Origin of the sequence: Mobilicoccus sp. (assembly GCF_032060985.1) — a bacterium.
Taxonomy (GTDB): domain Bacteria; phylum Actinomycetota; class Actinomycetes; order Actinomycetales; family Dermatophilaceae; genus Mobilicoccus.
The window spans coordinates 25,831-40,110 of the sequence record NZ_DAMBGD010000023.1 but is presented as its reverse complement, the minus strand read 5'-3'; the positions used below and the strand labels follow the sequence as shown (position 1 = coordinate 40,110).

Here is a 14,280-nt window from a genome sequence, read left to right as displayed (position 1 = left end):
CGCGTCCGGGGTCGGCGTCGTCGACGTCCGGGCCCGCTACTTCGCGGCCCAGTTCTCGAGCTGGGTGAGGTAGGCCTGGCGCGCCTGGGGATTCTGGACGAGGGAGCAACGGCAGTAGTCCTCGCGCTCGTCGAAGTAGGTGTCGAACGCCATGATGTCGGCGTTCTCGTTCATCCACCCCATGACCCGGTTGATGAACTCGGGGTTGTCACCGCCGGAGTCGGGCGAGCCGGCGATGACCCCCCACTCCGGCACGGCGAACATCTTGCCGCGGGAGCGGGCGAAGTCGCCCCAGAAGTCCCACCCCCCGGGCTGGGTGCGGTGCTTGTGCCAGGCGCGCTCGTCGTCGTAGGGCGGGCTCCAGTCGTAGGCGTCGATGCCGATGATGTCGACGACGTCGTCGCCCGGGTAGGCCTTGGTCGCGTCGGCGAGCGAGTTGCCCTTGCCCTCGTTCGGATTGAACACGATGCGCAGCTGGGGGCCGCCCTTCTTCAGGGCGGTCGAGGCGTGCCGGAACGCCGTCTTGTACTGCTCGACGTTGTCCTCGGTGACGCGCCAGGGCCAGTTCTCGATGTTCATCTCCCAGCCCGGACGCACGTACGCGGTGGGGTACTTCGACGCGATGAGCCGCCCCATCTGCTCCCACTTGGCGTCGTCCGCGCCGCTCGCGGCCCGTTCCATCGACCCGTCCTCGGGGAACAGCGGGAGGGCGACGTTGAGGGTGCCCCGATAGCCCGGCGGGATCGTGTTGTCGGTGAGCCACCACGAGTCGAGGAGGTCCTTCCACGTGTCCCTCGTGGGGGCGATCCCGATGACGTCGACAGGACGCCCGCGAAGCTGTGCGAACTCCTGCGTCAGGTGTGCCTCGTTGTGGAAGACCCCGCTGTCCCAGGCCAGGCCGCTCTGGGTGCCACGCTTCGGAGTGCCGGGTGGCGGGGTGAACGGGGCGCGACTCGTCTGGGTCGCCTGAGGCCCCGAGGGCGCCGGTGTGCTGTCCTCGTCGTCGGCGCAGCCCGCGAGCAGCAGCATCGCGGCGGCCGCACATGCGGCGATCGCCCTGGTGGCACGAATGCCCATCGGTTCCCCCCTGTGACTGTCACGCAGCGTCATGGTAGAGGACGGAGGCGTTGCGACGGGTATCCACAGGCATCCGCGGGCACGCCCGAGCCCGGGGGCGGAGGTCACGAGTCGGCATCGGTCGATCAAACTTCCTCAGTATCCGTAACGGAGTGCCCGCCGTCACCGATCACACGGTCGACACACCCGGGGTGGAGAGCCGCACCGGGGGCGGGCTTCGGCCCGTCCCCGTCGTTGCGAGGCGCGCGGAGAAGCGCGAGCGGCCCGGCGTCCAGGTGGACGCCGGGCCGGTTCGTGTCCGGGCCCGGGTTCGGCCCGCCGGAGGGGCGTCGGCCCCCTTCAGGGGCAGACGACGACGTCGACATGCTCGGCCGCCGGGGTGCGGGCGATCCGTTCGGCGAGGGCCCGGCGCGCGGTGTCGTCGACGACGAGCAGCACCGCTCGCGCCGCAGGACGCTCGTGGCGCAGCAGGGCCAGCGTGAACACGGCCTGTGTGAGGCGCACGAGGTCGAGGTGGCCGGGCGTGCTCGCGGTGGGGACCGCCTTGACGAGCACGCTCCCGCCCTCGTCCGCGCCGTCGACCATGACCCGCGCACCGCTGTCGAGCGTCACCGACGTGGGCGCCAGCGAGATCCCCATCGCCACCGCGTACCGGTGCACCATGCTGCGCGGGGCCCGGGAGGCGCGCTGCGGATCGGCGGCGGGGTCGACGGACGTGTCGGGGGCGAGGAGCAGCGGCGAGGGCACGGGGCTCAGTCCTCTCGGGTGACGGCTGGTCGTGTGCGGTGGATCCGGTCGGAACGGTGTCGACGGGCGGCGTGCAGGGCCGGCGTCGTCGTCTCATCGGCAGGTGGCCGCCGCATCCGAGGGTGAACGCGGTGTCGCGTCGTTCCGCGATGGGCGAATCCCGGTCGGCGCGTGCGGCTCTGCGGCGAGAGCGGCGGCCGGTCTGGGAGGCGCCGTCAGGACCCGCCGGGGAAGGCCTCGGCCTGCGTTTCGAGGGGGGAAGCGGCGGGTGTGGGGGTGTGGTCCGCCGAGTTCAGAGGCCGACGACCGTTCGGGCCCGGCGGCGGTGGGCCGTGCGATCGTACGGGCGGAACCCACGAGGTAGCAGCGCCGCCGTGCGGTCGACGAGGGCGGCGGCGAGGCGCAGCAGCTCGAGCTCGGCAGCGGGAGCGGGCACGGCGCGCAACTCCTCCGCCAACTCCGGCAGCAACACCTCGGCGTACCGTCGGGCGGTCGGGCTGAGGTCGGCCGCGACCCGCAACGTCGCGAGGTCCTCGACGAAGGCGGCGAGGTCGTCGCGGGCGATGTGGGTACCGAGGAACGACGGCGCGCCGGCCGGGGCCGGGTCGAGCAACACCATGCCGCACGACGACGGACTCCACGAGGCCGGGACGCGCCCGGTGAGGAGGAGCACGGACTCGGCGATGGCCGCACCCGGGGTGACGCCCGCGACGCCGCGCAGCGTCTCGGCGAGGGTGCGGGCGGTCGAGGGCGGGACCTGCACGGGGGGAAGGGCCGCCCGGGCCATCGCGAGTCGTCGGGCGAGGCGACGCACGTCGGCGACGTCGTAGCCGATCGAGCCGGCGGCCTCCCCGATGAGCTCGACGGGATCGCGGGACCACGACACGTCGGGCTCCGGGGTCGGTGGGAGGGCGGCGAGCACGTCGAGCAGCACGAGGCGGCGGCGCTCGCACGGCAGAAGGACACCCGTGTCCCGGATCTGGTGCCGGACGCTCGTGAGGTGGGCGACGATGCGTCCGTCGGCCGCGCCGAGTCGTCGCAGTTTCTCCGTCATGAGGTGCGCGGGGGCGAGGCAGGCATCACGCAGCAGGGCGTAGCGGTGGAGCCACGCGGCGAGCTCGAGTTCGCGATCGTCGAACGTCACCGGACCGACGGGGCGCGGGATGGAACGCCTCTCCGTGCGGTGGGAGTGTTCGATCGACATGGGACACCTCCGCCTGGGGCCGGGCGGCGGGCCCGGAGCTCTCCGACATCATCGGCCACCGAGGTCCGGAATTGAGTTCTGATTTGGTCAATTCCTCGGGCGGGTCTCGGGGCAATCCCGTTGAACCAGAACGCGATAGAGCGACCCACGGCTCAGCGGCACGGCGGCTCCGGCTCAGCTGCGGAGGTGCACGACGACACCGCGACCCAGGTTGGGCGGGCGGTGCCATCGGGTGAGGGCCTCCCCGGCGACACGGAGGGCGTGAACCTCGTGCCTCCCGCCAAGGAGGCCGAGCGTCGTGGCGGCGGGGACGTCGACGGCCAGGTCCCGGATCAACGCCCGCAGCGCCGCGTCGTCGAGGAGCCGATCCCGCAGCACCGCGGCGGGTGACCCGGGCAGGCCACCGGCTCGCAGCGCCTCGAGCACGGCCCGGGCCCGTTCGTGACGGGCGGCGTCCGAGGGCAGCGTCGGCCCGGTGCCGGAGACCGTGAGTCGGAGGTGGGCGCGCAACGCGAGGCGGGGGAGCTCGGGGGTGACGTCCTCGACCGCGGCATGGAGCAACCGGCGCGACGTGGCCTCCTGGGGAGGCGCGCCGCCGTCGTCGGCGTGGAGCCAGTCGTCGAGGTCGAGCATGCCCGTCGCGGCGACGACGCGGGTGGCGCGCTCGCGCAGGGCATGACGGCCGAGAGCGGCCAGGCGATCGACGGCGTCTTCGGCGGCGAGCTCGGTGCGTTGCACGGCGGTGAGCCGGATGCCTGTCGCGTCCTGCCAGGCCGTGACGACGTCGATCGCCGTCGGAGGGGTGGGGAGGACCGACCCGGCACGCAGCCGCATCCACAGCATGTCGAGGTCGGTGATCGGGTCGGACGAGGAGGCGGTGGGCCGATCTCCGAGGAGCGTGGTGACGTGGTGACGCACGTCGGCGGGGTCGCGGTCGAGGTCACGGCACAGACGGGTCGGCGGGAGGCCCGCCTGCAGGCCGGTGACGAGGCGCCGCTGATCGAGGGACGACCACGGTCGTCGCGCACCGATCTCCCGCTCGTTCACCAGCACGCCTCACCGCCTGTTCGACGGGCGAGCCACCCCGCCCCGCTCGTCCGCCCGCGGGCCGCAACCTACCCGCGCATCCTGCGCGCCACCACTGGCCGTGGGGCATCCGGAGCGGCACAGTGGTGTCCCCACATCCCCGCAGGAGGAGCCATGACCCCGACCCGTCGTCTCATCACGATCGCCTTCGCCGTGGCCCTCGTCCCCCCGCTCGGGGCTTGCGGGGAGGGCGGATTCGGGGACTTCATCAGCGGCAGCGGCTCAGCGAACACGGCGTCGCCGACCCCCACGGCGGGTTCGCCCTCGACGGGGGAGGCCCTCGGTACGCCGAGCCCCGCCACGCCGAGCGGCTCCGGGGCCGAGACGGGGATGTCGCCGAGCCCGGACGAACCGACGGTCGAGCCGTCGATGTCACCGGGATCGGTCTCGCCGGGATCGACGGCGACGGGCTCGCCCACCACGACCGGGTCGGTGGCGCCGACGACCGCGGCCCCCACCGGTTCGCAGGGCGGTGCCGTCCAGGTGGACGGCCGCACCATCCAGGGTGTACCCGACGGCCTCGCGTTCCCCTCCGGATCCAAGGTGGAGGGCACGAACGCCTTCGAAGGGGGTGGCGGCTCGGTCGTGCTGTCCGCTCCCGCCGAGGACACGGTGTTCGCCTACTATCGGTCCACGCTGCCGGGCGCGGGCTATCGGGTCGTCAGCGACACCGACGGGCTCCTCGCCTTCACCGGCCAGGGTTTCCGGGGCACGGTCGTCGGCACCGGCACGGGCGCGGTCCTCACGTGGTCGCCGGCGAAGGACTGAACCCGTCTCACCTGCGACTTCGGCGGCCGTGCAACGAGGCCCGCGGCTTGCATTCCAGGCCGGTGGCCCGGACTTGATCAGCCGTCCAGGACGGGCGTAAAACTGTCGACGTGGCCAGCTCCGGCGGGTCGCGGGATCCGGCCCCTCTCGGAGCTCGCCACCGCTGCGGCGTGGTCTGCGGCGGATCCCTCGGGGCACGTCGCCGTCATGGGCGGCCTCTCGTCGGTGGTGACACCACACCCCGCCGGGCGTGGATCATGACGACTCGGGACGGTCCTCCGGCGTCGCCGGGCGGGGACGCCGGAAGGCCCCCCGCTCCGTCCGATGAAGGGGTGGGGACCTCTCCATCATCGTGGGGAACGTGGTGCCGTGGCGGGCGCCCGGGGCGTCGAGGTGGGGATCGAGACGCGCCGGCGGCAGGGCGTCACGCCGGTGGGGACCGACGTGACGAGTTCTCCGGAGGGCACACGCTCTCACCGCGCAGGGATGATCGGGGGCGGCGATGGGGATCGCCGCCCCCGACTCCGTGCGGAGTTCAGCCCAGGGCGCGTCGCAGGACCTCGGCGAGGTGGAGACCGGAACGGTCGGTGCCCTGCTCGATCTGGGTGCGGCAGGAGAAGCCGTCGGCGAGAACGAGGTCGTCACCGCCGCAGCAGTTCACCTTGGGGAAGAGCTCCCGCTCGCCGCAGGCCGTCGACACCTCGTAGTGGCCCGGTTCGAAGCCGAAGTTGCCGGCGAGTCCGCAACACCCGCCACCGACCTCGTCGACGTCGACCCCGAGCCGTCGTAGGACCACCCGATCGGGTTCGTAGCTGCCCTTCGCCTTGAGGTGGCAGTGCACCTGCGCGACCGCAGCGGCGTCGAGCGTGCCGAACGGCCAGGTGGAGGTACGGCCGGTCCCGTGCGCCACCTGGGCATCGGCATCCTTCCCGGCCTGCGCCGCCGCCGGGTCGCTCTCGGCGTGCGGTGCCACGACCTGCGCGAGCGTGACGACGAGCTCGGCCAGACGATGCGCCCGCGGGTCGTCGGGGAGGAGTTCGTGGGCCTCGGTGAGCATCACCGTGCACGACGGCTCGAGCCCGACGACGCGGTGTCCGGCCTCGAGGTGGGGTTCGAGGACACGGAGGGTTCGCCGCAGGACCGCCTTCGTGACGTCGAGCTGCCCCGTCGAATGCCAGGTGAGCCCGCAGCACACCCGGCCCTCCGGCACGACGACGTCGTACCCGAGGGCCTCGAGGACCTCGACCGCGGCGATGCCGACGTGGGGGGACAGGTGGTTGGTGAACGTGTCCGGCCAGAGGACGAGGGTCTCGGCGGCGCTCGTCGCGCCCGGCGACTCCACCGTGCCGGCCGCGGCTGTGCTTCGGGACGGTCCGTCGACGATCGGCGCGGCGCCCGCGACGCCCGTGGCCGTGACCGCGGGGTCGGCGCGGCCCTGACCCGTGTCGTCGGCGTCGGGCATGTCGGCTGTCGGTTCCGTGGCCGCGGGGGTGTCGTCGTCGACGGCCGTGCTCGCATCGGCGGGACTGGTGAGGTCGACCGAGGCGGTGGGATCGACCGACCCCCGAGTGGCCATGGCGGACGCGTCGGCGGGCGCTCCGGTCGGGGTGCGCTGCGGGACGCTGCCGACGTGGTGCTCGTCGTCACCGGTCCCGTTCGTGAGGTCCGGTGACGTGGGCGACTCCCCGGGGCCGAGTGGCGCCACGCGGCGGGCCCGTTCGGCGAACCACGAGGTGAACGAGAGGTGTTCGGCGAAGGAGATCATGCGCCGCCGCGACTCGACGCCGGCGGCCCTCATGACGGCGACCTCGATCGGCCGCACGCTCATGACCCGGTTGATGGCGCGGCCCAGACCGAGCGTGGTGACGGCGGTGGCGGCGAGCGGCAGCCACCCCATCGAGTAATGCGCGAACGGGCGCAGCCGACCTCGGTAGTGGTGGTGGAGGAACTCCGCCTTGTACGTCGCCATGTCGACGTTGACCGGGCACTCCGTCGCGCAGGCCTTGCAGGACAGACACAGATCGAGCGCGTCGCGGACGGCCTCGCTGCGCCATCCGTCCTCGAGGAACTCTCCGCGCAGCATCTCCGCGAGGACCCGGGACCGGCCACGCGTCGTCGCCACCTCGTCGCGGGTGGCCTGGTAGCTCGGGCACATCGCGCCGGCGTCCGAGCGGCAGGCCCCGACGCCGACGCACCGGTTGACGGCCGAGGCGATGTCGCCGCCGTCGCGGGTGAGCGCATGCACCGGAATGACGAGGTTGGTGCGGATGCCCGGCCCGGGACGCACGTCGGCGTCGATGGGCTCCGGGTCGACGAGCACGCCGGGGTTGAGGACGTTCTCGGGGTCGAAGATCGCCTTGAACCGGGCGAACAGCGCGAGCATCTGCGGGGAGTACATGCGTGAGAGCAGTTCGGAGCGCGCCCGTCCGTCGCCGTGCTCCCCGGAGACCGACCCGCCGTGGCGCGCCACGAGGTCGGCGGCCGCCTCGATGAACTCGCGGTACCCCGCCATGCCCTCGGGGGTGCCGAGCTCGAAGTCGATGCGAACGTGGATGCACCCCTCGCCGAAGTGACCGAACGGGATGCCCGCGAGACCCTGGCGCGCCATGAGGGCGTAGAGCTCGCGCAGGTACTCGGCGAGGTGTTCGGCGGGGACGGCGGAGTCCTCCCAGCCGGGCCACGCCTCGCCGCCGTCGGCACGGCGGGTGGCGATGCCGGCGGCGGCCTCGCGGATACCCCACAGGGTTCGGCTCTCGGTGCGGTCGTCGACGACGCGGACGCTCTCGGTGCCCTGCACGTCGGCCGTGGCGACGAGCTCCCGCGCGCGCGCCTGCGCCTCCTCAATGGTGTCGCCGCCCACCTCGCAGTACAGCCACGCGGCACCCCTCGGAAGGGTCGATCCCGCGTTCTGCTGACCGGGGCGAGTGCGCAGCGCCGCGATGAGGTCGCCGCCCATCCCCTCGATCGTCGTGACCCCGGGCAGACGCAGGCGGGACGCGTCCGCCGCGGCGAGGAACACGTCCTCATACCCGAGAACGACGAGGACGGTGGCCGCCGGTGGTGCGACCAACGACACCGTGAGCTGCGTGAACACCCCGCACGTGCCCTCAGTTCCCGCGAGCGCCTTCGCGACGTCGAAGCCGTGCTCCGGCAGGAGGTAGTGCAGACCGTAGCCCGACACCTGGCGGGGGAACCGGCCGAGCTCGGCGCGGATGAGGTCCTCGTTCTGCGCGACGAGCGCGCGCAGGTCGGCCTCGATGCGAGGGTCGCTGCACCCGCCTCGCGTCGCCTCGACCTCACGGCCGTCGGCGAGCACCATGCGGACCGCGACGAGGTTCTCCGCCGAGGTGCCCCACGCGACGGAATGCGACCCGCACGCGTTGTTCGCGACCATGCCGCCGATCGTGCAGCGGGAGTGCGTCGAGGGGTCCGGGCCGTACGTGAGGCCGTACCCGGCGGCGGCGACCTTGAGCGCGTCGCACACGACGCCGGGCTCGACGGTGGCCGTGCCGTGGGCCGCGTCGACGCCGATGCCGGTGAGATGCCGACTCGTGTCGATGACCAGGCCCGTACCGATCGCGTTGCCCGCGACCGACGTCCCTCCTCCGCGCGAGGTGATCGAGAGTCCCTGCGCGCGAGCCCACCTCACGGCCTCGGAGACGGCTGCCACGGTGCGTGGTTCGACGACGCCCGCGGGCACCCGGCGGTAGATCGAGGCGTCGCTGACGTAGGCGGCGCGGGTGGCGGCGTCGGTGCGCAGGCCCGGCAGGCCCTGGGGGCTCTCACGCCGGGGCGGCGAGAGGCGGGAGAGCAGGGGGAGAGGGCTCACGATTCCTCCGATCGACGCGGTCCTCAGACCGTACGTCGCCGCACCGACAGCCCGTCGGGCAGGTTCGTCACGTGAGCGGTCGGCCGGCGCAGGTGGCCGGCCGGGCCCGGGCGCTCGGGCGGGGATCCGTCAGTTCGCGCCCAGGACGATCCGGGTGAGGGCCACGGTGAACGCGCCCACCGACCCCTGCGTCGGCTTCGTCCTCGCCGCGGCGGCCGTCGTCGTCGCCGTCTTGGTGGCTTTGGTGACCTTGGCCGTCTTGGCCGCCTTGGTCGACTTCGCCGTGGCCTTCTTGCCGGTCACCGTCGCCGGAGTCGTCGCCTTCGCGTGCTTCGTCCCCGCCGCGCCCGTCGCCTTCGGGACGCTCTTGACGGCCTTCGTCTTCGTGGCCTTCGTCTTCGCGCCCTTCTTCGCGGCCTTCGTCGTTCCGGCCTGCGTCTTCGGGGCCTTGGTCCTCCCCTCGGTCGTGCCCGTCCCCGCCGCGGCCGCTCCGCCCGACGTCGTGGGGGCGTCGGTGGGCGCGGGCATGCAGGGGCCGCTGAGAGGACGTTCGGAGATGACGACGTCCTCGAATCCGGGCGTCACCGGAGGCGGCGGGAGGTCGTCGGCGGACGCGGAACCGGGTGCGACGATCAGCGCGAGCAGGACGAGACCTGCGGTCGTCAGCAGGATGCGTCCGGTGCGCGGTGTCCCGAGCCTCATGGTTCCCCCTCGTGAAGACCCCACCCGGGGTGCCTCACCTCGGTGCGTCGACGTGCCGACTCTGCCGTCTCCCGGATGGGCGTCGACCCGTGCCGGCCGTCGATGTGAATCCTTGTCGCGTGGCGTCGCCGTCCGCGACTCGACGGGCGTCCGGATCGGACGCCCACTCCTCAGGGTGCCGGGGAGATCACCATCAGGATCCCGGTCGTCTCGCCCAGCGGACCTTTGAGTGCTCCCGGATGTGATCTACGTCTCAGTGCGCCTCGAGATCGTGTGGGAGACAAGCATCTTGGACCGGATGTTCTGGACGTTCGTCCTGGACGTACGCAACCCCCGTGACGCTGCCGCGGCGCGCGGCGATAACGTCGCCGAAGCAGCGGGGCGGCCGAGGGGGATCCGTGAGGCGCCGGGGGAGGCGCGGGGGACGCGTCGGCCGGTACCCGCACCGCACCTGCCGTGAAAGGACCTCTTCGTGAAACGACTCGTCGTCTCCGCCGTCGCCGTGGCACTGGCCGCACCCACCGCGCTGCTCGTTCCCACCGGCGCCTCGGCGTCCGCCGCGTCCGCCACCGGGATGAGCGTCTCCGCCGCAGGGACGGGGGCGGTGTCCTCGACGGCCTCGAGGGGATCGTTCGAGTCGCTCGAGTCCTTCGAGTCACGCGCGGTGTCGGAGGCGCTCGCCGCGCCCGGCGCGACCACGGGGCCCTGGCGTGGGCGGCCGGGTCAGATGGCCCGCCGGTACCTCGGGACGCCGAAGTCGGGACTGCCCTGGCACAGCGGGGCATGGACCGGGGAGTACATGAGCGCCCGCAACGCCACCAAGTGGGGCACGTGGCGGGGGCGCCCCTCGGACGCGACGCCCACGTTCCCGGAGTGGCGCACCTGGCGCGACCTCGAGACGTCCGACTGGCACGTGTCCACCTACCAGGGCTTCAAGGGCACGCTCGTGTACGGCCTGCCGATGCTGCCCAAGAACGCCAAGCCCGCGCAGTTGCGCGACGTGGCGAAGGGCAAGCACGACAAGACCTACCGCACCATCGCGCGCCAGCTCCGCACGAAGTACAAGAGCGGCAAGGTCGTCGTCCGCATCGGCTGGGAGGCCAACGGGTCGTGGATGTCGTTCCGCACCACGTATGCCCAGGCGCCGCAGTACCGCGCCGCGTACCGCCGCATCGCCAAGGTCGTCAAGAAGGAGTTCCCGCAGGCCGTCATCGACTTCGACATCAACTGCGGGACGCGGCTGCCCGGTCAGCGCACCCGTCTCGACTCCCTCACCCGCCTCTACCCGGGTGACGACGTCGTCGACCTCATCGGCTGCGACACCTACGACTGGGACGTCCTCAAGGCCCGCTCCGAGCGCGAGTGGCGTCAGGCGTTGCGGCCCAGGAACTCGGTCGGCATCCAGGACGTCGCCGACTTCGCCCGAGCCCGCCGCAAGGGTCTCTCCTTCCCCGAATGGGGCCTCACCCATGCCTACGACGGCTACGGCGACAACCCCTTCTACGTGCGCAAGATGCACGCGTTCTTCCGGGCCAACAGCGACGTGCTCGTGCTCGAGAACTACTTCAACGTGCCCGATCAGCACATGAAGAACTCGCTGTGGAACGTGCGACCCCAGAACCCCAGGGCCGGTGCGGAGTACCGACGCCTCTGGTGAGGCGGGGCGACCCGCCGACGCGGTCACCGGGCACGGGGAGGCCGCGGTGACCTCGCGCGCCCCCGGGGCGGACACGGCCGCCCTCGACCCGCCGGCCCCTCGGGGCCCGGCGGGTCAGGGGGTGAGGCTGTCGACGATGTCGGCGGCGGGGGCCTCGCGTGCGGCTCGCCACCCGGCGCCGGCCCAGATGGAGACCCCGTCGATGTCACCGCGCTGCGCGGCGCGGGCCCGCAGAGGCTTGGTGAGCTGATCCACCGCCGGATAGACGGCAGGAGCGAGGGCGTCGAACCGGTCGACGAATCCGTTGCGCAGCCCGCGCGCCGGACGTCCCGAGAACGCCCGCGTGACGCACGACCCCAACCGCGGGTCGGTGAGTCCCATGCGGGTGGCGGCGGTGGTGCCGGCCTCGTCGGCGAGGAGGAACGTCGTACCCGCCTGCACAGCGACGGCGCCCGCGCCGAGCGCACGACGGGTGTCGCCGGCGGTCGTGATCCCGCCCGCGGCGATGAGCGGCACGCCGACATCGGTCATCATCGGCAGCAGCGCGAGGTGGTCCAGCTGGTTGGGGGCGTCGGTGACGCGGTGGGTGCCGCGGTGTCCGCCCGCCTCGTAACCCTGGACGACGAGGGCGTCGGCGCCCGCAGCCACCGCGGTGTGCGCCTCCTCCTCCGTCGTCACCGTGACGAGGACGCAGATCCCCGCCTCGTGGAGCCGCTCGACGACGTGCGGCTGGGGGCACCCGAAGGTGAAGGAGACGACCGCGACGCGCGCGGCCTCGACGATGTCGAGCTTGTCCTCGTAATGGTCCCGGTCGTGCCAGTCGGGCGTGGGGACGTGCACATCGGGGGCGGCCTGAACGAGCAGGTCGCGGAACGCCTCGACGGCCACCCGGTCGGCTCGATCGCGGCCCTCGGCATCGGCGACCCCGGTGGCGGCGGAGTCCGAGTCGACGCGTTCGGGGGCGCAGGAGGCGTCGGCGGGGACGAAGAGGTTGACCCCGAACGGGCCGGTGAAGCGCTCGCGGACGTCGGCGATCTCGGCGATGAGGTCCGCCGGTCGCTTGTAGCCCGCGGCGAGCATGCCGAGCGCCCCCGCCTCGCCCGCGGCGACCACGAGATCCGGCGTCGAGGGGCCTCCGGCCATGGGGGCCACGACGATCGGTCGTCGGGTCGCCGGCATCTCGATCGTTGCTGCCATGGCGCCCACTCTGCCAGAGCGGTCGACGCCGCGGTCCTCCTCACCCGCGTCGCGTCGGCTGCCGCGGACGGTGGCCCCGGGGAGGTACCCGTGCGCGGCGGGGGCAGCGGCGGAAGCGGTCGCGGCCGTGGTCGGGGCCGCGGCAGGGATTAGTCGGACTCCTCGTCCTCCTTCTTCTCGCCACGCCGCTTGAGGAACCCGGCACCCGGGAACCCGGAGATCGCCAAGGTCATCTCGTGGACGGTCTCGAGGATCTCGTGCACGTCGGGGCCGACCTGGTCGAGCTTGCCGAGCATGGGCAGCACGTCCTCCTCGAGGCTGCGCAGGAGTTGCGGCAGCTTGTCGACCATGCCCGCGAGGGCCGCCACCTCGTGGTCGTCGAGACGGTGGGCGAAGTCGGCCGCGAGAGGAGCGACCTTGCCGGCGATCGGTTCCCACGGGGCCAGGAGGCGGTCGGTGCGGCGGAGCAGGTCCTCGACGCCCACGACGGTCGCGGCCGCCGCACCCACCGTCGACACGGCGGCCTCGTTCGTCCGGTCCACGTCGACGACGGTCGCCGCCGCGGCCGCGGCGGTGCGTTCGGCTCCCGCGACGAGGACGTCGGCGCGCAGGAGGAGGGTGTTGCTCGCCACGAGCATCCCCTCGGCATCGGCGATGGCGTCCCCGCCGCGGTCGAGCAGGGCCTCACCGCGGTCGAGCAGGCCCTCGGCGCGGACGAGGAGGCGCTCGACGCGGTCGAGCATGTCGCCCGCGCGGGAGATGAGGGCGAGGACGTCCCCGACGGTCGCGGGGATGTCGAGGACGAGGTCGGTGACCTCCTCGCGGAGGGTCGAGGCGGCGGAGAGGATCGTGCTGGGACCGGGGATGCGCATGGCGACATCATGACCCGTCCGGGGCGTGGACGGGGGTCCCGTCCGCCCCGCAGCGGCGCGCTCAGAGACCACCATGGAGGGATGACGACCTTTCGCATCGCGTGTATCCCCGGAGACGGCATCGGGACCGAGGTGACCCCGGCCGCCTGTGAGGTGCTCGAGGCCGTGGGCGCCCGTCACGACCTGCGTTTTCAGTTCGAGGAGTTCGACTGGTCGTGCGAGCGGTACACCCGCGAGGGCGCGATGATGCCCGAGGACGGTCTGGATCGGCTCGCCGAGCACGATGCGATCCTGCTCGGGGCCGTGGGGTATCCCGGCGTTCCCGACCACGTGTCGCTGTGGGGGCTGCTCATCCCGGTACGCCGGGCCTTCGACCAGTACGTCAATCTGCGGCCGGTCCGGGTGTTCGACGGTGTGCCGGGCCCGCTGCGTGACGCGGCGGGCACCGACCTCGTCATCGTCCGGGAGAACACCGAAGGTGAATACAGCACGGTCGGGGGTCGGATGTTCACGGGCACCCCGCAGGAGTTCGCCGTGCAGGAGGCGGTGTTCACGCGCCGCGGCATCTCCCGGGTGGTCGACTACGCCCTCGATCTCGCCGAGGAACGCGGGCGCACCCTCACGTCGGCGACGAAGAGCAACGGGCTCATCCACTCGATGCCGTTCTGGGACCAGATCGTCGAGGAGCGATGCGCCGAACGGCCGTCGGTGACGTGGGACTCCGAGCACGTCGACGCGCTCGCCGCCAAGCTCGTCCTCGACCCGCGCCGGTACGACGTCATCGTCGCCTCGAACCTGTTCGGCGACATCCTCTCCGACCTCGCCGCCGGCGTCGCCGGGTCCATCGGCATCGCGCCCAGCGGCAACATCGACCCCGAGCGCCGCCACCCCTCGATGTTCGAGCCGGTCCACGGCTCAGCCCCCGACATCGCCGGTCAGGGCATCGCCGACCCGCTCGGAGCGGTGTGGGCCGCCGCGCTCATGCTCGACCACCTCGGCCACGACGACGCCGCCACCGAGGTCACCGACGCGATGAGCCGCCTCCTCCTCGACGGACCTCGCACCCCCGACCTCGGCGGCACGGCCACGACGACCGAGGTCACCCGCGCCCTGGTGGACCTGCTCTGAGGCCGGCGCGCGC

11 protein-coding genes are annotated in these 14,280 nt (G+C 72.8%); 3 read left to right on the top strand and 8 right to left on the bottom strand.

The window, feature by feature from the left end; genetic code table 11:
• Window positions 1-36: 36 nt before the first annotated feature.
• The 4 genes from RT054_RS15430 to RT054_RS15415 all read right to left on the bottom strand — a co-directional run bounded on the left by RT054_RS15430 (window position 37) and on the right by RT054_RS15415 (window position 4,075).
• On the bottom strand, window positions 37-1,077 hold the full coding sequence (locus RT054_RS15430) for a glycosyl hydrolase (RefSeq protein WP_313025335.1): 1,041 nt from the start codon (window positions 1,075-1,077) through the stop codon (window positions 37-39).
• Between the two features lie 339 nt (window positions 1,078-1,416).
• The gene (locus tag RT054_RS15425; RefSeq protein ID WP_312717582.1) at window positions 1,417-1,824 is read right to left on the bottom strand and encodes a hypothetical protein; all 408 of its coding nucleotides are present in this window, start codon (window positions 1,822-1,824) and stop codon (window positions 1,417-1,419) included.
• A 292-nt stretch (window positions 1,825-2,116) separates the two neighbouring features.
• Entirely contained in the window at window positions 2,117-3,028 is a 912-nt protein-coding gene (locus RT054_RS15420) for a hypothetical protein (RefSeq protein ID WP_312717584.1), read from the bottom strand.
• A 174-nt stretch (window positions 3,029-3,202) separates the two neighbouring features.
• Window positions 3,203-4,075 (bottom strand): hypothetical protein, encoded by an 873-nt coding sequence (locus RT054_RS15415; RefSeq protein WP_313025332.1) that lies wholly within the window; start codon window positions 4,073-4,075, stop codon window positions 3,203-3,205.
• Between the two features lie 153 nt (window positions 4,076-4,228).
• Between RT054_RS15415 and RT054_RS15410 the strand changes: the two genes are divergently transcribed.
• Window positions 4,229-4,882: a hypothetical protein gene (locus RT054_RS15410; protein WP_313025330.1), complete on the top strand. Its 654-nt coding sequence runs from the start codon at window positions 4,229-4,231 to the stop codon at window positions 4,880-4,882.
• Between the two features lie 535 nt (window positions 4,883-5,417).
• Here RT054_RS15410 and RT054_RS15405 read toward each other — a convergent pair.
• Both RT054_RS15405 and RT054_RS15400 read right to left on the bottom strand, forming a co-directional pair.
• Window positions 5,418-8,651: an FAD-linked oxidase C-terminal domain-containing protein gene (locus tag RT054_RS15405; protein ID WP_313025370.1), complete on the bottom strand. Its 3,234-nt coding sequence runs from the start codon at window positions 8,649-8,651 to the stop codon at window positions 5,418-5,420.
• 189 nt (window positions 8,652-8,840) lie between these two features.
• A complete protein-coding gene (locus tag RT054_RS15400; protein ID WP_313025328.1) occupies window positions 8,841-9,413 on the bottom strand; it encodes a hypothetical protein in 573 nt (190 codons plus the stop codon).
• A 472-nt stretch (window positions 9,414-9,885) separates the two neighbouring features.
• On the opposite strand from RT054_RS15400, the gene RT054_RS15395 reads away from it, so the two are divergent.
• Window positions 9,886-11,070, top strand: coding sequence for a hypothetical protein (locus RT054_RS15395; RefSeq protein WP_312717591.1), 1,185 nt, complete (start codon window positions 9,886-9,888; stop codon window positions 11,068-11,070).
• Between the two features lie 114 nt (window positions 11,071-11,184).
• Here RT054_RS15395 and RT054_RS15390 read toward each other — a convergent pair whose 3' ends face one another.
• Both RT054_RS15390 and RT054_RS15385 read right to left on the bottom strand, forming a co-directional pair.
• Window positions 11,185-12,267 carry a nitronate monooxygenase gene (locus RT054_RS15390; protein WP_312717593.1) on the bottom strand — a complete coding sequence of 361 codons (1,083 nt, stop codon included), beginning with the start codon at window positions 12,265-12,267 and terminating at the stop codon, window positions 11,185-11,187.
• Window positions 12,268-12,416: 149 nt separating this feature from the next.
• Window positions 12,417-13,139, bottom strand: a complete 723-nt coding sequence (locus tag RT054_RS15385) for a hypothetical protein (protein ID WP_312717595.1) — start codon at window positions 13,137-13,139, stop codon at window positions 12,417-12,419.
• Window positions 13,140-13,220: 81 nt separating this feature from the next.
• Between RT054_RS15385 and RT054_RS15380 the strand changes: the two genes are divergently transcribed.
• Window positions 13,221-14,267 carry a tartrate dehydrogenase gene (locus tag RT054_RS15380; protein WP_312717596.1) on the top strand — a complete coding sequence of 349 codons (1,047 nt, stop codon included), beginning with the start codon at window positions 13,221-13,223 and terminating at the stop codon, window positions 14,265-14,267.
• The last annotated feature ends 13 nt before the right edge of the window (window positions 14,268-14,280 follow it).

Coding starts and splice junctions, on each gene's coding strand:
- RT054_RS15400 (WP_313025328.1), bottom strand. CDS start 9,413: ATGAGGCTCGGGACACCGCGCACCGGACGCATCCTGCTGACGACCGCA.
- RT054_RS15430 (WP_313025335.1), bottom strand. CDS start 1,077: ATGGGCATTCGTGCCACCAGGGCGATCGCCGCATGTGCGGCCGCCGCG.
- RT054_RS15420 (WP_312717584.1), bottom strand. CDS start 3,028: ATGTCGATCGAACACTCCCACCGCACGGAGAGGCGTTCCATCCCGCGC.
- RT054_RS15385 (WP_312717595.1), bottom strand. CDS start 13,139: ATGCGCATCCCCGGTCCCAGCACGATCCTCTCCGCCGCCTCGACCCTC.
- RT054_RS15410 (WP_313025330.1), top strand. CDS start 4,229: ATGACCCCGACCCGTCGTCTCATCACGATCGCCTTCGCCGTGGCCCTC.
- RT054_RS15380 (WP_312717596.1), top strand. CDS start 13,221: ATGACGACCTTTCGCATCGCGTGTATCCCCGGAGACGGCATCGGGACC.
- RT054_RS15390 (WP_312717593.1), bottom strand. CDS start 12,267: ATGGCAGCAACGATCGAGATGCCGGCGACCCGACGACCGATCGTCGTG.